Below are 18,033 nucleotides of genomic sequence, written 5' to 3'. Positions count from 1 at the left end.
GGTTTACTCTCCCGTTGGCAGGCCGTCTGCTTTGAGACGGTCCCGCAGAACCTCGATCTCGACGTCCAGATCCGTCCGGTCCGAGACGAGCAGGGTTTCCCGCTTCGCATCGAATCCGCGCTCCAGATCGTCGAGCAACTTGAAATACTCGGCCTTTGCGGCCGGGTCGCGATTTGCGGCGTAGATGTCGGCGAACTTCACCGTCGCGTCACGCGCGCCCATCAGGTAGACGCCCAGGAACTTGCGCGCCGAGCTCAGGTCGCGCGGGTCGTCCTCGACCGTGCGGAACATGGCGCGCGCCTTGCCCGAGAGCCGCTCGACTCGGCCCGTCGCCTCCCGGTCCTTCGCCCGCAGGACGGCGTCCTGCATCGCGGCGAGGTGCTTCTCCGCCTCCTCGATGGAGCGGGCGACGCGTTCCGTCTGGAAGGCATCGACACCCTCCATCCCCTTGTCCGACATCGGGTCGATCCCGAAGCTCACGAGATGCAGCGCGATCGCGACGAGCCCGTAGACCGCGCCGGCGGGGCCGATCCCGGTGGCGAGCATCACGCCGAGGCCGAGCACGACCGCCCCGAAGATCTTGCGGGGCAGGGCGGGGCGGCGGGCGATGCGGCGCTCGGCCCAGGCGGCCTCGGCCTTGAGCCCCTCGCGCGTCAGCAGCGCACCCGAGAACATCGCCGCCCCCGCGGCAATGCCCCCGGCGAGGCCGAGCGCCCCGTCCGCGAAGAACGCCGTGCCCACGGGAATCACCGCCAGTGCCATCAGGATCGAGGTGCGCGCCCGACCCCGGAGCGGGGCCTTGAGCGCGGGGGCCGGAGCGGTGGGCCCGCGCTCGCCGGGCTTGGCCCCGGGGCTGAACTGGCCGCCGAACCGCCGCGCCATCAGAGACCTCCGCCCGACAGCACGCCGAGACCGGCCAGCGTGACGAGCACGGCCAGCGCCGCGAAGGCGGTCTTCTGCAGTCCCGGTGAGCCCATTGCGCCCGATCCCCCTGATCTTTCGGCCCGGAGCCTAGGACGATCCGGCGCGCCGTTCCAGCCTCGCCGGCGAAATCATGCCGTCACTTCACCGTTTGAACAGCTTGTCCTGCGCCGCCTTGTCCTTGCGGAAGTCACCCCGCTTCTCGGCAGCGAGCGCGCGTCCGGCCTGAACGCCGGGCCGCGCCCCCACCTCTTCCAGCCACCGCGCGACGTTCGGCTTGTCGTCGAGCGTCTGTTGCTGCCCCTCCCAGAGCGACACCCAGCCCCAGAGGCTCATGTCCGCGATGGAGTAGAAATCGCCGGCGACATAGCGGTTCCCCGCCAATTGCCGGTCGAGCACACCATAGAGCCGCGCCACCTCCTTGCGGTAGCGCTCCTTGGCGTAGGGCAGGTCGTTCGGCGGGTCCATCGCGGGCGCGTATTTCAGGAAGTGATGCGCCTGGCCGGCCATCGGCCCGACGCCACCCATCTGCCACATGAGCCACTGGTCCACGGCGATCCGCTCCCGCTCGGTCGATCCGCAAAACCGCCCGGTCTTGCGCGCCAGGTACTGCAGGATCGCCCCGCTCTCGAAGATCGCGATCGGCGCGCCATCGGGGCCGTCCGGGTCCACGATGGCCGGCATCCGGTTGTTCGGGCTGATCTTCAGGAATTCCGGCGCGAACTGGTCGCCCGCGCCGATGTCCACGAGATGCAGGTCAAAGGGTAGGTCGAACTCGTGGAGCGCGATGGAGACCTTCCAGCCGTTCGGCGTGGGCCAGAAGTAGAGGTCGATGGGCTGGGTCATGGCGGCTCCTTTCGATGTCGCCCCACCCTTTGCCACGTCTCGCCGCGTGGCAAGGCATCACCCTTTCGTGCGCAGGCCGAGCCGGGCGCTTGACCGTCCCGTGTCCGCCCGATACTGCCGGGCCAGAGGGGATTTGAACCAGCTTGCGGCCCTCTGGTCGGGGAAACCCGTCCGAACCATTCCGCTAAAGAGGTCCGGGGCGCAGGTCGCGTCCACCTCCGAACATCTGGTGACCGCGACACGCCCGAAGGAGGCCGCCATGAAAGATACGACGCCGAAGGCCCGAAAACCCCGCACCAATGCCGTTCACGCCGGCACCCGGCGCAGCCAGTACGGCGAACTGTCGGAGGCCATGTTCCTGACGCAGGGCTTCGTCTACCCCACCGCCGAGGCCGCGGAGGACCGCTTCCTGAACGCGGGCCGGGAGGAGTTTATCTACGCCCGCTACGGCAACCCCACGGTCGCCATGTTCGAGGACCGCATGGCCGCGCTCGAGGGCACGGAGGACGCCTTCGCCACCGCCTCGGGCATGGCCGCGGTCAACGGCGCGATGATGTCGCTCCTCAAGGCGGGCGACCATGTCGTCGCCGCGCGCGCGCTCTTCGGCTCCTGTCTCTATATCCTCGAAGAGGTGCTGGCCCGCTTCGGCGTCGACATCACCATCATCGACGGCACCGACCTCGCCGCCTGGAAGACCGCGCTGCGCCCCGACACGAAGGTCGCCTTCTTCGAGACCATCTCGAACCCCACGCTCGAGGTCATCGACATCAAGGCCGTCGCCGACCTCGCCCATGCCGTCGGCGCCGTGGTCGTGGTGGACAACGTCTTCGCGACGCCGACCTACTCGCGGGCACTCGAACTGGGCGCGGACGTCATCGTCTACTCCACGACCAAGCACATAGACGGGCAGGGGCGTTGCCTCGGCGGCGTGATCTGCGGCACGCAGGAGTTCATCCGCGGCACGGCGGAGCCGTATTTCAAGCACACCGGCGGCTCCATGTCGCCCTTCAACGCCTGGGTCATGCTGAAGGGGCTCGAGCATCTCGACCTGCGAGTCCGTGCGCAGACCGAGACGGCGACGCGCATCGCCGCGGCGCTCGACGGGCATCCGAAGCTCACGCGCGTCCTCTATCCGCATCAGGAAGGGCACCCCCAGCACGATCTTGCCCTGCGTCAGATGGCGGCCGGCGGCACCATGGTCGCCTTCGACATCGCCGGCGGGCGCGATGCGGCCTACCGGGTGCTCAACGCGCTCGAAATCATCCTGATCTCGAACAACCTCGGCGATGCGAAATCCATCGCGACGCCACCCTATTCGACCACGCATCAACGCCTGCCCGAGGAGCAGAAGGCCGCGCTCGGCATCACGCCGGGGCTCGTGCGTCTCTCCTGCGGGCTGGAGGATCCGGACGACCTGATCGCCGATCTCCTCACCGCGCTCGACGCCGCCTGAGGCCCGCCATGGCACGCGAGATCCGCCGCGGGCGTCCCTCGGACCTGCCCGCGATCATCGACGTCTTCTGGCGCGGGGTCCATGAGGGGGCTGCCCCCCGTTACTCCGAGGCCGAGCGCCGCGCCTGGCTGCCCGCGCGGCCCGAGCCCGAGACCTTCGGCCGCCGGCTGGCCGGTCAGGCCGTCTTCGTCGCCGAGGAGGCGGGGCGCGTCTCCGGCTTCATGACGCTCGCGCCCGACGGCCTGCTCGACTTCGCCTACGTCCTGCCCGAAGCGCGGCGCAGCGGAACGGCCGACGACCTGCTGGCCATCGTCCTGAACCATGCCGCCGCCGAAGGTCTGCCTGCTCTCCGCACCCGGGCGAGCGACATGGCCCGGCCCTTCTTCGCCCGTCACGGCTGGCAGGTGACGCGGCCGGCCCCGCAATGCCGCGAGGGTGTGGTGATCTCGGCGACCGAGATGGAACTTCCGCTGGCCGCACGGGTTTTTCCAACTTGGCCTGATCCGGCACCGCTTCTGTCGCGTATGTGAAAAGCAGGGGCTTGCGGACGTGGGGAAACACCCCACATCTCACCCCCTGAGCGAGAACCGAAGGGAGGGACGCATGAACGTCCATGCACCGGATATTGAACGCCAACCCACCGAGGATGAGGCCGCCGCGGCGCTCGATCTTCTCCGCCGCTACGCCGCCGCCGAACCGGCCGCCGCCGCGGCCTTCTATCCCGATCTGTCGGCGATCTATCCCGATCACGTCACCGACGAGGCCTACCGCGCCACCTTGCCGGACTTGCAGAACGGACCGGCCTCGCTCATCCGCGGTGCGGACCGGCACATCCAGCATGTCGGTATCTCCAACTTCCGCCTGCCCATGCAAGTCGCGACCCGCGACGGCAGCCATCTTGCCGAAGTTGCCGTCACCGGCACCGTCAGCCTCGAAGCGGGCAAGAAGGGCATCAACATGTCGCGCATCATGCGCAGCTTCTACGAGCACGCGGAGGCGAACATCGGCTTCGATGTCGTCGACGCCGCACTCGACGACTACCTGACCGATCTGGAGAGTTTCGACGCGCGCCTGATTCTTGTCTTTTCCCTGCCTTTGAGGGTCGAGAGCCTGCGGTCCGGACTTTCGGGATGGCAGTATTACGATATTTCGATGGAAGCCGTGCAGGCCGGAGGGCATCGCCGCCGCATCCTGCACCTCGACTACGTCTATTCCTCCACATGCCCCTGCTCGCTTGAGCTTTCCGAACATGCGCGCCGCACCCGTGGGCAGCTCGCGACGCCCCATTCGCAACGCTCGGTCGCGCGGCTCTCCGTCGAGGTCACGGGCGACGTGACGGCGGAGGACATCATCGAGATGTGCCGCCGGCAGGTGCCGACCGAGACGCAGGTGATGGTCAAGCGCGAGGACGAACAGGCCTTCGCCGAACTCAACGCCGCCAATCCGATCTTCGTCGAGGACGCGGCGCGGCTCTTCGCCGAAGGGCTGGAGGCAATGCCTGGTGCGCGCGACTTCCGCGTCGTGGCGAGCCATCAGGAGAGTCTGCACAGTCACGATGCAGTCTCCGTCCTGACGCACGGCGATCTCTTCGCGGCCGACACGCTCGAGCCGCGGCTTTTCGGCACACTCGTCCACCCCGGCTGAGACAGGGGCGGCGCGGCCCTTGCCGCCGCCGCCCGGCCGTTTCATCCTGTCGGTAGCCCGTGCGGCCGGCAGCCCGGCGCTGCGGCCCGATCGACCCAACCGCCGGAGCGCCTGATGCCCCCGCCGTCCTGGTCCGAGATGACCCGCGTCTTCGGACGCATCGGCCTTCTGTCCTTCGGCGGCCCGGCCGCGCAGATCGCGCTCATGCACCGCGAACTCGTCGAAACGCGACCCTGGCTCGGGGAGGAGACCTTCCTGCGCGGCCTGGGCTTCTGCACGCTGCTGCCGGGGCCCGAGGCGATGCAGCTTGCCACCTTCGCCGGCTGGCGGCTGCGCGGAACGGCGGGCGGACTTCTCGCGGGCCTGCTCTTCGTCCTGCCGGGCGCAGCGGTGATGATCGCGCTTGCGGCGCTCTACCTCGCCTACGGACGCCTGCCGCTGGTCGAAGCGGCCTTCCTCGGGGTGAAGGCCGCGGCGCTTGCCATCGTGGCCGGCGCGCTTTGGCGGCTCCGGGAGAAGGCGTTGCAGGGGCCGTTGCCGCTCACCGTCGCGGTTCTCGCCTTCGTCGCGCTCTTCTTCCTCGGCCTGCCGTTCTGGGCGGTCCTGCTGGCGGCGCTGGTCCTCGGGGCGAGCCTGGGCACCCGGGGCGGGACGGCCCCGCCGCCGCCGCCCGAACCCGCGCGGACGCTCCGCACGGTCGCCCTCTGGCTCGCCATCTGGTGGGCCCCGCTCCTTGCGCTCCTGCTCCTCGCGCCCGGCTCGACGCCGGCCGAGGCGGGGCTCTTCTTCAGCTGGCTCGCGACCGTCAGCTTCGGCGGGGCCTATGCCGTGCTGGCGGCGCTTGCCCAGACGGCGGTCGAAACCCATGGCTGGCTGACGCCGCCGCAGATGGTCGATGGCCTCGGCCTCGCCGAGACGACGCCCGGCCCGCTCATCCTCGTCACCGTCTTCACCGGCTGGCTGGGCGGCGCGCAGGTCGGCCCCGCCACGGCCTTTGCCACGGCGACCGTCACGCTCTGGGCGACCTTCGTGCCCTGCTTCCTCTGGATCTTCGCCGGTGCGCCCCATCTCGAACGGCTGACGGCCCATCCGCGCCTGCGCGGGGCCTTCGACATGGTGTCCGCCGCCGTCGCGGGCGTCATCGCCAACCTGTCGCTCTGGTTCGCGCTGCACGTCCTCTTCGCCAGCACGGCATCGGGCACGCCGCCCTGGCCGGTGCTCTCTAGCGTCAACGTCGACGCGCTGGCACTCGCGGTCTTCGCCTTCGCCTGGCTCCTCGGCCTGAAGCGCGGCCTCCTCGAAACCCTCGCGCTCAGCGCCCTCGCGGGCGCCCTGCTGTCACTGATCTAGGCCGCGCCGCGGACCGCGCCGGCCACGTCCTCGACCACCCGGTCGAGAAGCGCCTCGTCCTCGCATTCGGCCATCACGCGGATGAGCGGCTCCGTCCCCGAGGCGCGGATGAGGAGGCGCCCGGTGCCGTCGAGTGCCGTTTCCGCGGACCGGATCGCGCGCAGCACCTCGGGCGCGTCGAGCGGCGCGGCCCCGGCGGCGTATTTCACGTTCTCTAGCCGCTGCGGCACGGGGGTGAAACTGTGCATCAGCTCCGCGGCGGGCTTCCCCGTGCGGACCATCTCGGCCAGGAACTGCAGCCCCGCGATCAGCCCGTCGCCGGTGGTCGCGTAATCCGTCATCACGATATGGCCCGACTGCTCGCCGCCGAGGTTGAAGCCGCCCGCGCGCATCGCCTCCACCACGTAGCGGTCGCCAACCTTCGTGCGCCGCAGCGCAAGGCCCATGTCGCCGAGGTAGCGCTCCAGTCCGAGGTTGGACATGACCGTCGCGACGAGCGTTCCGCCCTTGAGCTGCCCCTCCTCGGCCCAGCGGCGCGCGAAGAGCGCCATGAGCTGATCGCCATCGGCCACGCGCCCCTCCGCATCGAGGATCATGACACGGTCCGCGTCGCCGTCGAGCGAGATGCCGACGTCCGCGCCGTGTGCCACGACGGTCTGCGCGCAGGTATCGGTATGTGTCGATCCGCAGTCGGCGTTGATGTTGCGCCCGTTCGGGGCGACGCCGATCGGGACGACCGTCGCCCCGAGTTCGGCCAGAACGTCGGGGGCCGCGCGATAGGCCGCCCCGTTCGCGCAGTCGATCACCACCTTCAGCCCCTCGAGCGACATGCCTGCCGGGATCGTCGTCTTGGCGTATTCCACGTAGCGGCCGCGCCCGTCGTCGATGCGCTTCGCCCGCCCGATGTTCGGGGCCTCGGCCAGGCGCACGCCCTCGGCCACCATGCGCTCGATCTCGGATTCTGCCGCGTCCGAGAGCTTGAAGCCGTCGGGGCCGAAGAACTTGATGCCGTTGTCGTCGGCGGGGTTGTGGCTGGCCGAGATCATGACGCCCAGGTCCGCGCGCATCGACCGCGCCAGAAGGCCGACGGCCGGCGTCGGCACCGGACCGAGCAGCAGCACGTTCATGCCCGTGGAGGTCAGCCCTGCCGTCAATGCGTTTTCGAGCATGTAGCCCGACTGCCGCGTGTCCTTGCCGATGACGACGCGATGCGCGGCCTGCCCCGAGCCCTCGCGCCGGAAGTAGCGCCCGGCGGCCGCGCCGAGGCGCAGCGCCGTCTCGGCGGTCATGTTGCCCGCGTTCGCGCGCCCGCGCACGCCGTCAGTCCCAAACAGGCCCATCGTGTCCTCCCGTCTCGCGCCAGAGCTTGAGGCCCTGCGCCACCTCCGCGACGTCGTGGACGCGGTGAATCTGCACGCCTTGTGCCACAGCCGCCAGCGTCACCGCCAGCGTGCCGGGCATCCGCGCATCCGCGGTCTCGACGCCTGCGAGCGTGCCGATGAAACGCTTGCGCGACGCCCCCAGCAGGATCGGCGGGCCGAGCCCGTGGAAGAGCCCGATCCTGCGTATAAGGTCCAGATTGTGGGCCACGGTCTTGCCGAAGCCGATCCCGGGGTCGACGACGATGCGGTCGCGCGCGATTCCCGCCGCCTCGGCCGCCGCGATTCGTTCGGCCAGTGCGTCATAGACGTCGAGCGCGACGTCGCCGTAGCGCGGATCGTCCTGCATCGTCTCGGGTGCGCCCTGCGCGTGCATCAGGCAGACGGGCGCGCCGGACCGTGCGACCGCTGCCGCCATCGCCGGGTCGAAGGTCAACGCCGAGACGTCGTTGACGAGCACCGCGCCCGCGGTGACCGCGGCCTCCGCCACCGCGGCCTTGCGCGTGTCGATCGAGAGCGGGCGACCGCGCAGCGCCTCGAGCACGGGAACGACGCGGCCGATTTCCTCGGCCATGTCGACTTCGGCCGCCCCCGGCCGCGTGCTCTCGCCGCCCACGTCGAGGATGTCGGCCGTCCCGAGCGCAGCCGCCTGCGCTTGCGCCGCCGCCGGATCGAGAAACCGGCCCCCGTCGGAGAAGCTGTCGGGTGTGACGTTCAGGATGCCCATGATCGTGGGGCGCGTCATCGGCAGGCCGGCGACCGTGCCGCGCGGGGCCAGAAGCGGCGCGAGATCCGCCTCCGGCACCTCGGCGACCGGCACGATCTCGGGCGCGCGCCCGCGCTCCAGCACTTCGACCGCATCGAAGCGCATCCAGCCGCCGGTGAGCCGGGGGCCGGTCGCATGGGCGTGGGGCAGCGGGCGCAGGTAGCGCATCAGATCTCCGCGAGCGTCCGTGCCTGCCGTGTGCCGCTGCCGCCCGGTGTCACCAGTTCGGTGGCGTGGAACGTCTCCGCGAACCAGCGCGCGACGTCGCCCGGGGTCTCCCCCTCCGGCGGATGCGTCGCATCGAGGACGAGGCGCGAGGGGGCCCAGACGGTCAGCCCCGCATTGCGCATCGACCAGTCGAGTTCGGTCCGCGTGTCCACGACGACGCAGCGCCGGTCCTGCGCGGCAAGCCGCCAGGCCGCCTGTTCCAGGGCAAGGAGCGCGATACGGCGCTCGGCTTGCGGGTGGTCGGCCGAGGGCGGCGCGAAATCGGGCGTCGCGATCAGGACGGCCGGCACCGGGTCGGCGGCGAGCCGGTCGAGGAGCGCGGGCAGCGCGGCATCGAATTGCGCCCCGGCGGGCAGGACGATCACGCGCGGGCGCGGGGCGTCGTCGGCCAGCTGGATCGCCGGGGCCTGCGCACGCGAGCGTACGATCTCCACGCCCAGGACATGCGGCCCCCGGTCGAGCTTCTCGATGCGCACGAAGACGCGCGCGGCCCGGTCGTGCGTCAAGACGCGCGCCGCCAGCCGTTCGGCCAGCGTCTCGAGCAGGTTGAGCCGCTCGGCCTCGAGTTCGATGTCGATCGCCTCGATCAGCGTGTCATAGCTCAGGATGCCGTCGACGTCGTCGCCCAGCACGGCCTCGGTGTCGGGCACGACCTCGGCCACGATGTCGAAGCGCACGCGCTGCAGGACGCCGCGTTCCTGCTGGAAGGCCCCGATCTCGACCTCGCGCACATGCTCGCGCAGCGAGATGCGGTCGAGCGGCAGGCCGGCCGCGCGTGCCCGGTCGAGGGGGGCGGCGAAGGCCAGGCGCAGATCGTCCTGGTCGGTGGCGCGGGCGGCGGGGGCAGTGCGGGACATCGGGGGCCTCGGGTCGGCGGAGTGCCTCTCTCAGATCACGCCCGCGCCCGCGGTGAAACCCCCGCGCGGCGCTTTTCGCTCAGGCTCCGGGGATCTGCTTGTAGAAGAGATGCCGCCCGACCTGCGCGACCTGCGGATAGACCCGCGCCCAGTGCGGGTCGACGTAGTCGGCGTGGTAGTGCGTCGCCTCGCGGGTGATCGGGCGCGGAGCCCCGTCGATCAGCCGCCGCGCGATCTTGCCCGCGATCTCCCAGGCGGCGGGCTCCGTCACCGTGTCGGGGATGCCGTCGCAGGTGTAGCTGAACTGGCAGGCGTGCCGCCGGCCCGTGCCCTGGTTGACGACCCGGCAGATCGTGCTCGGGTAGTTGGCGGCGTCGACGCGGTTCAGGATGACCTCGCCCACGGCGATCTGCCCCTGCATCGGCTCGCCGCGCGCCTCGAAGTAGATGGCTTCCGCCAGGCAGCGCCACTCCGTGCCGCCGGTCGCGCGGGGCTGCGCGGCGATGGCCGTCTCGTTGAAGGTGGCGGGGCCGCGCGTATAGTCGCGCGCCCGCGGCTGACCCTGCTCCGAGAGTGGCCGCGCGGCGGCCACCAGCGCGCCTACGGGCGTCCCGTCGGTCAGCCGGTCGAGCCGGGCAAAGGCCCGCCGCTCCACGCCATCGGCCATGCGCACGGCCAGCGATTGGGCCTGCGCGGCCTCGGCCCCCACGGCCGCCGCGCCCAGTGTCAGGGCCAGCGCCCCGAGCGCGGCCCGCAAAATCTCACGTCCAGAACCGAACGCCATAACGTCTCTACCTACACATCCTTAATATCCGTCCGGGAGTATCCCCCCGACCTTGAGAAACGGTGAACGTCGATATGATGAGTTGCCCGCATCCCCCGGCCGCGCAGCACGTGGGCGATGCACGGGCGAAGGGCAACATGGTCAAAAGCGCGCAGGGGTGGAACCCGCGCTCATCCGGGCGGGTTTTTGCCGGCTTCGTGCTAAAATCGGCGCTATTTCGCCTTTTGCGCCCCGAGGATCGTGGCCTGCGCGGCGGCGAGCTTGGCCACCGGCACGCGGAAGGGCGAACAGCTGACGTAATCGAATCCGGCCAAACGGCAGAAGGCAATCGATTCGGGGCTGCCCCCGTGCTCCCCGCAGAGCGCCAGCGTCAGGTCCGCGCGCACTTTCCGGCCCCGTCCCGCGCCGAGGAGCAGAAGTTCCCCCACGCCGTCGACGTCGAGCGTTCCGAAGGGATCTTCGGGATAGACGCCCTCGTTCACGTAGGCCGACATGAAACGCCCCGCATCGTCGCGGCTCAGCCCGTAGGTCATCTGCGTCAGGTCGTTCGTCCCGAAGCTCAGGAAGGCGGAGGTTTCGGCGATCTCGCCTGCGCGCAGGGCGGCCCTGGGCGTCTCGACCATGACGCCGAGGCGATACTGGAACGTGCTGCCGGTGTCCGATCGCACCGCGCCCGCCACCGCGTCGATGCGGCGTTTGACGAGCTCGACCTCGCGCCGGGCGGTGACGAGCGGGATCATGATCTCGGGGCGCACGTCGGCCCCGTCGGCGCGGGCGGCGGCCGTCGCCTCGAAGATCGCGCGGGCCTGCATCTCGTAGATCTCGGGCACCGCGATGCCGAGGCGGACGCCCCGCATCCCGAGCATGGGGTTGTACTCCTGCATGGCTTCGATGCGCGCCTTTACCTCCGAGAGCGGGCGGTCGAGCGCTTCGGCCAGCGCGCGGATGCCGTCGGTCTGGCTCGGCAGGAACTCGTGGAGCGGCGGGTCGAGCAGGCGGATGCAGACCGGCAGGCCGGACATCAGCTTGAAGAGCTCGGTGAAATCCGCCCGCTGCATCGGCAGGAGGCGCTCGAGCGCGGCGGCCCGGTCCTGTGGCGTCTCGGCGAAGATCATCTCGCGCATCACGGTCAGGCGCCCGGTATCGAAGAACATGTGCTCCGTCCGGCAGAGCCCGATGCCGTCGACGCCGAAGGTCCGCGAGAGGGTCGCGTCGGCCACGGTGTCGGCATTGGCGCGCACGCCGATGTCGCGCACGTCGTCGGACCATTTCATCAGATCGCCGAAGGCCCCGTCGAGCGCAGGCTCGCTCGTCGGCACGCGCCCCGCCAGCACCTCACCCGAGGAGCCGTCGATCGTGACCTCGTCGCCTTCGCGCAGGATCGTGCCGTCGGCCAGCGTGATGCGCCGCTTGCGATGGCTCACCCTCAGGCCGGTCGCCCCGGTCACGCAGGGCAGGCCAAGGCCGCGCGCGATCACCGCGGCATGGCTCGTGGTGCCGCCGCGCTCGGTCAGGACACCGTCGGCGGCGTGCATCCCGCGCACGTCGTCGGGCGAGGTCTCGCGCCGCACGAGGATGCACGGCTCGTCACGCGACAGGCTCGCCTGCGCGCTGGCGCTGTCGAAGACGAGCTTGCCCGCGGCGGCCCCGGGCGAGGCCGCGATGCCGCGCGCCAGCACGCGCCGTTCGGCGCTCGGGTCGACCTGCCGGTGCAGGAGCCGCGACAGTGTCTCGGGTGCCACCCGCAGGAGCGCCTCGGCCCGCGGGATCACGCCGTCGCGGGCAAGCGCGGCGGCGATGGCGACGCTCGCGCGCGCCTCGCGCGGGCAGCGCACCGCGTCGAGGATCGCCAGACGCCCCTGGTCGATGGTGAATTCGACCTGCATCTCCTCGCGCAGGCGCGTCCGGCACTGCGCGCCGATCTCCAGAAGCTCGGCATAGACCTCGGGCAGCACCTCCTCGAGCGAGGCTCCGCGCGAGTCCCGCCGCAGGTAGAGCGCCTTGTCGCGGTCCTTGAGCGCGTCGCGGCCCATCGCCTGCCCGAGGTATCGCCCCGTCACCTGCGGCTCGCCCGTCGCGGGGCTGACGAATTGCACGACGCCCGAGCCCGATTGCCCGGGGCCCATCCCCTGCGCCATGCGCTGCACCACGAGACCCAGGCCCGCATCCGCCGGCGCGCCCCTCGCCTGCCGCAACAGGCGGGCCGACGTGCCGTCCCAGGCGCGGGCCATGTTCTGCAACACCGCCGAAAGCTGCGCCGTGATCGCCTGGGGGAAGGGGGCGTCCATCTCCTCTTCATAGACCGCGCGGGCCGCGCCGGGGCTCTCGACGCCGTCGAAGGGTTCCTCGTCGAGGCGCATGACCTCGATCGCGAAGGACCGGACGAAGCGCAGATAGAGCGCATCGGCCACGCGGTCGCCGAGCGTGTTCGAAAGCCACGCGTGGGCCGCGTCGTTCATTCCGATGTTGAGCACCGCGCCGGGTCCGCCCCAATCCGCCATCTCGCTCGACGAGCGCACCGAGAGAAGCATCGGTTCCCCCTCGAAGAGGCCGATCAGGTGGCCGAGGTCGGGCATCCGGCCCCCCGACATCTCCCGCACCGTCGCGAAGGGGATCGCTACGGTCTGCGGCACCGGCAACTCCATGCGGATGAGGCGCTGCAGGCATTTGGCACGGCTGCCGTGCCGCGACGCCTCGATGTCCGCGGTCGGCGTGATGAGCGTGAATCCGGGTGTGTCGAGCATGGTCGACCCTCGCGATTGTGCAGGTGCAGCATAGCGTATTGCCGCGCTGCCGCAAACACAGCTTTACGAGATTGACCCTAAGCCGTGGTTAACCGCCGATCAGCCCCCCGCTGCGCATCCCGTCTCACCTGTTGCAGCGCTGCCGGGGCGCTCAGGCGCTGATGCGCCCGAGGTCGGCGATACCCTGGCAGAGCCGAACGATCTCAGACAGCAAATTCAGCCGGTTGCGCCGCAGGATGGCGTTGTCCGCATTGATCTGAACCGCTTCGAAGAAGGCGTCGATCGGGGCCCGCAACCCCGCGAGCGCGGCCATGGCGGCCGGGTAGTCCTCGGCGGCGAGCGCGGCCTCGATCGCGGGCGTCGCGGGCGCGAGCGCGGCAAAGAGCGCGCGCTCCTCGTCGGTCTCCGCGAGCTTCGGGTCGGCCCCGTAGCTGTATTCGACCCCGTCCGCGGCCTCGGCCTGATCGAGGATGTTCTTCGCCCGCTTGTACCCCTGGATCAGGTTCTCGCCGTCCTCCGTGCCGAGGAAGCCGTTGAGCGCCCGGGCACGGGCGGTGACATTGGCGAGGTCATCGGTCCGGTCGCCCGTCAGCACGGCGTCGATGACATCATGGCGCACGTCCTCGGAGCGCAGATGCTGCTTCAGGCGGTCGTGGAAGAAGGTGAGGAGGTCGGCAACTGTTCCGTCAGGATCGTGAAGGCTCCGCCCGCGTTGCAGGACATACTCAGCCGGCGAGGATCCATATGAAGAGTAGTCAGCAATGGCCGACTCGTAGCGGACCGCCAACTCTTCATCTTTCCAACCGCTCGGCTCGGAAAAGGCCTGTTCAAAGGGTGCAATGTCCATGTCTTCGTTGGCGTCAAAGATGTAGCGGACGGAGGTTAGCATGTCCGCGGAGAATGCCTTTGCTGCTGCAAGCCTCAGCATCTCGATCATCGAACCTTCAAACTGGTTCTCCAGCACCAACCGAATAACCCCCAAAGCCGCCCGCCGGAGCGCATACGGATCCTTCGAGCCCGTCGGCTTCTCGTCGATGGCCCAGAATCCCGCGAGGGTGTCCAGCTTGTCGGCCAGCGCGACAGCCACCGACACCGGCGCGGTCGGCACGTTGTCGGAGGGGCCGAGCGGCGAGTAATGCTCTTCCGCCGCCCGCGCGACCGCCGGGTCTTCGCCCGCGGCTTCGGCGTAGTAGCGGCCCATCAGGCCCTGCAGCTCGGGGAACTCGTAGACCATCTCGGACGACAGGTCGGCCTTGGCCAGCCGCGCGGCGCGCTCCGCGAGGTCCGGGTCCGCGCCCACCGCCGGGGCAAGCTCGCGGGCCAGCGCGGCAATGCGCTCGATCCGCTCCGCCTGTGACCCGAGCTTGGCGTGGAAGGTCACGTTTGCGAGCGCCTCGGTCCAGGTCTCCATGCCGGCCTTCGCGACCCGCAGATCGTTCTCCCAGAAGAACTTCGCATCGGCGAGCCGGGCCGAGAGCACCCGGTTGTTGCCATCGAGGATGGTCGCGCCGTCGTCCGCCGTCTCCCGGTTGGCGACGGTCACGAAGCGCACGATGGCCCCCGTCTTGTCGCGGACGGAGAAGAACTTCTGATGTTCCTTCATCGAGGTCTGCAGCACCTCGGGCGGCAGGCCGAGGAAGTCCGCGCCGATCTCGCCCATGAGGACGACGGGCCATTCGACGAGGCCCGCGACCTCGGCCAGAAGCCCGGCATCCTCGACCACCTCGAGGCCCGCGGCAAAGGCCTGGTTCGTCGCATCCTGCCAGATCGCCTCCGCCCGTTCCTCGGACGACAGCACGACCTTCGCGCGCTTCAACTTGGCCTCGTAGTCGTCGAAGGAGGTAACCGCGAAGCGCCCGGGGGCCATGAAACGGTGCCCTTCCGTCGTGTCGCCCGCGACGATCCCGTCCACGTCGAGCGCCACCACCTCGGCCCCGTCCTCCCGCGTCAGGATGCAAAGGATGGAGCGCAGGGGCCGGACCCATCGCAGGCTGCCCGCGCCCCACCGCATCGACTTCGGCCAGGGGAAATTGCGGATCACGCCTTCGAGCACTTCGGCCACGATCGCGAGGGCCGGGCGGCCGGCGCGGGTGATGCGCGCCATGTAGACCTGGCCCTTCTTGTCGTCCGCGATCGTCAGGTCGTCCTTCGCGAGCCCGGTGGAGCGCAGGAAACCTTCGAGCGCCTTTTCTGGCGCGTCGACGCGCGGGCCCTTCCGCTCCTCGGTGGTGGTCGGGCTCTCGCCGCTCAGCCCCTGCACCGAGAGCGCGAGCCGGCGCGGCGTGCAATGCGCGACCGCACCCGCATAGGTCAGCCCGGCCTCCACGAGGCCGTCGGTCACGCGCGCCTTCAGGTCGTCGGCGGCGCGGCGCTGCATCCGCGCCGGGATCTCCTCGGAAAAGAGTTCGATGAGAAGGTCGGGCATCAAAGCTGTCCCTCGGTCAGGGGTTCGAAAGTCTCGCGGGCCGGGCATTCCTCGCCCACGACGGTGCCGTCATAGGCCTTGTCGCCGCAGTCGTTGAGCTGGTGCCAGGCCCAGCCGCGCCCGTCTGCCGTCAGCGCGACGACGCGGTCCACGCCGTAGGCCGCGTTCTTGTAGGCGACGAAGGCCCGCGCCTCGCCGGTCGCCAGCAATTCGCCCACCCGGGCCGCGTCGAAACAGGGAAACCAGTCAGGCGCGATCGTCGGCGCGGCATCGTTCATCGTCTCCGCCGGGATCTCGTCGCCGACCGCGGCGAGGTCGAGCCCGTGGCGGAAGCACGCGCGGAACCCGAGCGGCGACGACGACGACGCGATCGCCTCAACTTCCTCGACGGGCAGCGTTGTCAGCGCGTCGCCCTCGGCCAGCGTCAGCGTCACCGGACCCTCGACCGGAGCATAGTAGCCGCGCGTCTGCGCGTACCACAGCCCGCCGCCGGCGAGCGCGGCGCTCAGAAGGATTGCGATGACGACGAATTTGCCCATGGGATCCCCGGCGGCTGCGGTGCCCGGGCGGGTTACACCGCCGCCCCCACGGGGGCAAGGCAGGGCCCTCCGGCGCGTCAGGTCCGTGCGTTGCGGAAGAGCAGGATGTGCCGGCCGCCGTTGTAGCCCACCACCTCGAAGCCCGCCGCCGTCAGGGTGTTCACGACCTGCGGCAGGGTCGAGGCGGCGCGCGCGCCTCGCTCGAAACCGACGTCCGCCGTGACATAGGCGAAGCGGTGCAGGATGCCGGCCGCGCCCTGCAGGATCTCGGGCTCCACCCCCTCGGCTTCGAGCTTCAGAAGCTTGTAATCCCGCGCCGGCAGCACCGCGTCGAGCCGCGCCGTCGGCACCTCGATCTGCCCGGTCGCGCCGGCGATCGGCACGAGCGAGGAATCCGCGCTGTCGGGCTTGAGGTAGAAGGTCAGCGCCTCCTTGGCCTCCGACCAGAGCGCGAGGTTGTGACATTCGGCCGAGCCGAGACCCGGGTTGCCCGCGAGATTGCGCTCGAGCGCCGCGAATTCGCCCGGGGCGGGCTCGAAGGCCACGATATTGAGGCCTTCGCAGGCGGTGGGCCCGTCGAGGTCGGTGAAGCAGAGCGACAGGTCGCCCGTGTTCGCACCGACGTCGACCACCCAATCGCCGGGGGCGAGGGGCACCGCGTCGAGGAGGTACTGGTCGGCGAGGTAGCCCGCCCGCACGGCACGGCCGTGAAACTGCGTCCAGAGGCGTGCGGGCGACGAAATCCAGTGCGCGCGCCCCGCGTCCTCCACGGCGTAGAGATCGGCCTCGGCGTCGTGATGCCAGCGGTGCGGGCCGAGGCCGAGCCTGCGGGTCATCGCATTGGCCCGCGCGACGAGGTCGGCCCCGCGCGCGTCGCCGAACTTGCGGTGCATCCGCTTGCGGACCTGCCGGTGCTCGGCCGTCAGGCTGACGCTGCGGCGCGTGAGCGGCTCCTCCGTCCCGATCGCCTCCACCGCGTCGATCTTGTCCGTGCCGTCCGTCATGCCATGCCCCTGCCGTCGCCCGGAAACGATCCGGACCGATTGTTGCCCGCGGCGGTCATGCCGCAGGAAGATGGCAGAAAAGGGGCGCGTGGATCCTCTGGCGCGGCCTCAGGCGGCATCGCCCTGCCAACCGCCGGCGCGGGTCTCGACGAAGGCGTCCGCGCAGGCCTTGGCGAGCGCGCGGACACGGCCGATGTAGGCCTGCCGCTCCGTGACCGAGATCACGCCGCGCGCATCGAGCAGGTTGAAGATGTGGCTCGCCTTGATGCACTGGTCGTAGGCCGGGTGGGCCATGACGATGCGCTTGCCGGTCTTCGGATCTTCCGCCGGACGCGCGAGGATCTCGGCGCAATGCCGCTCCGCCTCCTCGAAGTGATCGAGGAGCACGGCCGTGTCCGCCGTGTCGAAGTTCCAGCGCGCGTATTCCTCCTCGGTCTGGCGGAAGACGTCGCCGTAGGTCAGCGGGATCGGCGCGGAGGGGTCATTGAACGGCATGTCCATGACGTGATCGACGTCCAGCACATACATCGCCAGCCGTTCGAGCCCGTAGGTCAGCTCGCCCGAAACCGGGTGGCAATCATGCCCGCCGACCTGCTGGAAATAGGTGAACTGGCTCACCTCCATCCCGTCGCACCAGACCTCCCAGCCGAGGCCCCAGGCCCCGAGCGTCGGGCTCTCCCAGTCGTCCTCCACGAAGCGGATGTCGTGGATCTCCGTGTCGATGCCGATGGCGTCGAGCGAGCCGAGGTAGAGCTCCTGCAGGTCGGGCGGCGACGGTTTGATGAGCACCTGATATTGGTAATAGTGCTGCAGCCGGTTCGGGTTCTCGCCGTAACGCCCGTCGGTCGGGCGGCGCGAGGGCTGGACGTAGGCCGCCGCCCAGGGGTTGCCCCCGAGCGCGCGCAGCGTCGTCGCCGGGTGGAACGTGCCCGCGCCGACCTCCATGTCGTAGGGCTGCAGCACCGCGCAGCCCTTGCCGGCCCAATAGGTCTGCAGGCGCAGGATGATCTCCTGGAAGCTCTGGGGCGTCTCGGCTCTGGTCATGGCATCCTCGGGTCGACGTCGCACCGCGTCTATGCGGCAACACTTGGCC

At 70.2% G+C, this 18,033-nt stretch carries 15 protein-coding genes; 4 read left to right on the top strand and 11 right to left on the bottom strand.

What is annotated here, in order from left to right; genetic code table 11:
- Positions 1-3: 3 nt before the first annotated feature.
- The gene (locus tag HSX43_RS13235; protein WP_179380618.1) at positions 4-882 is read right to left on the bottom strand and encodes a 5-bromo-4-chloroindolyl phosphate hydrolysis family protein; all 879 of its coding nucleotides are present in this window, start codon (positions 880-882) and stop codon (positions 4-6) included.
- Between the two features lie 183 nt (positions 883-1,065).
- Entirely contained in the window at positions 1,066-1,767 is a 702-nt protein-coding gene (locus tag HSX43_RS13230) for a glutathione S-transferase N-terminal domain-containing protein (protein ID WP_179380617.1), read from the bottom strand.
- Between the two features lie 259 nt (positions 1,768-2,026).
- Here HSX43_RS13230 and metZ point away from each other — a divergent pair, with 259 nt between their 5' ends.
- From metZ to chrA, 4 genes are all read left to right on the top strand, one after another.
- The gene (gene metZ, locus HSX43_RS13225; protein ID WP_179380616.1) at positions 2,027-3,220 is read left to right on the top strand and encodes an O-succinylhomoserine sulfhydrylase; all 1,194 of its coding nucleotides are present in this window, start codon (positions 2,027-2,029) and stop codon (positions 3,218-3,220) included.
- Positions 3,221-3,228: 8 nt separating this feature from the next.
- Positions 3,229-3,750, top strand: coding sequence for a GNAT family N-acetyltransferase (locus tag HSX43_RS13220; RefSeq protein ID WP_179380615.1), 522 nt, complete (start codon positions 3,229-3,231; stop codon positions 3,748-3,750).
- A 73-nt stretch (positions 3,751-3,823) separates the two neighbouring features.
- Positions 3,824-4,864 (top strand): GTP cyclohydrolase FolE2, encoded by a 1,041-nt coding sequence (folE2, locus tag HSX43_RS13215; protein ID WP_179380614.1) that lies wholly within the window; start codon positions 3,824-3,826, stop codon positions 4,862-4,864.
- 114 nt (positions 4,865-4,978) lie between these two features.
- Entirely contained in the window at positions 4,979-6,214 is a 1,236-nt protein-coding gene (gene chrA / locus HSX43_RS13210) for a chromate efflux transporter (RefSeq protein WP_179380613.1), read from the top strand.
- On the opposite strand, the gene glmM is transcribed toward chrA, so the two are convergent.
- The 9 genes from glmM to HSX43_RS13165 form a co-directional block, all read right to left on the bottom strand.
- Entirely contained in the window at positions 6,211-7,554 is a 1,344-nt protein-coding gene (glmM, locus tag HSX43_RS13205) for a phosphoglucosamine mutase (RefSeq protein ID WP_179380612.1), read from the bottom strand. The genes chrA and glmM overlap by 4 nt on opposite strands.
- On the bottom strand, positions 7,535-8,527 hold the full coding sequence (gene folP, locus HSX43_RS13200; RefSeq protein ID WP_179380611.1) for a dihydropteroate synthase: 993 nt from the start codon (positions 8,525-8,527) through the stop codon (positions 7,535-7,537). Before folP ends, glmM begins: the two co-directional genes overlap by 20 nt.
- Entirely contained in the window at positions 8,527-9,444 is a 918-nt protein-coding gene (locus tag HSX43_RS13195; protein ID WP_179380610.1) for a dihydroneopterin aldolase, read from the bottom strand. Before HSX43_RS13195 ends, folP begins: the two co-directional genes overlap by 1 nt.
- A 79-nt stretch (positions 9,445-9,523) precedes the next feature.
- Positions 9,524-10,228 carry a cell wall hydrolase gene (locus tag HSX43_RS13190; RefSeq protein ID WP_235962649.1) on the bottom strand — a complete coding sequence of 235 codons (705 nt, stop codon included), beginning with the start codon at positions 10,226-10,228 and terminating at the stop codon, positions 9,524-9,526.
- 212 nt (positions 10,229-10,440) lie between these two features.
- Positions 10,441-12,972, bottom strand: a complete 2,532-nt coding sequence (locus HSX43_RS13185; RefSeq protein ID WP_179380609.1) for a putative PEP-binding protein — start codon at positions 12,970-12,972, stop codon at positions 10,441-10,443.
- A gap of 151 nt (positions 12,973-13,123) precedes the next feature.
- Positions 13,124-15,397, bottom strand: coding sequence for a glycine--tRNA ligase subunit beta (gene glyS / locus HSX43_RS13180; protein ID WP_179380608.1), 2,274 nt, complete (start codon positions 15,395-15,397; stop codon positions 13,124-13,126).
- Complete coding sequence (locus tag HSX43_RS13175) at positions 15,397-15,936, bottom strand: DUF6446 family protein (protein ID WP_179380607.1); 540 nt, start codon at positions 15,934-15,936, stop codon at positions 15,397-15,399. The genes glyS and HSX43_RS13175 overlap by 1 nt, the downstream gene beginning before the upstream one ends.
- Positions 15,937-16,013: 77 nt before the next feature.
- On the bottom strand, positions 16,014-16,940 hold the full coding sequence (locus HSX43_RS13170; protein ID WP_179380606.1) for an FkbM family methyltransferase: 927 nt from the start codon (positions 16,938-16,940) through the stop codon (positions 16,014-16,016).
- Between the two features lie 108 nt (positions 16,941-17,048).
- Positions 17,049-17,984 carry a glycine--tRNA ligase subunit alpha gene (locus tag HSX43_RS13165; RefSeq protein WP_179380605.1) on the bottom strand — a complete coding sequence of 312 codons (936 nt, stop codon included), beginning with the start codon at positions 17,982-17,984 and terminating at the stop codon, positions 17,049-17,051.
- Between the last annotated feature and the right edge of the window lie 49 nt (positions 17,985-18,033).

It is taken from the genome of Jannaschia marina (assembly GCF_013404595.1).
In the GTDB taxonomy this organism is placed as follows: domain Bacteria; phylum Pseudomonadota; class Alphaproteobacteria; order Rhodobacterales; family Rhodobacteraceae; genus Jannaschia; species Jannaschia marina.
Note: the sequence above shows the minus strand (reverse complement) of the source record. Positions and strands in the feature narration are given on the sequence as shown.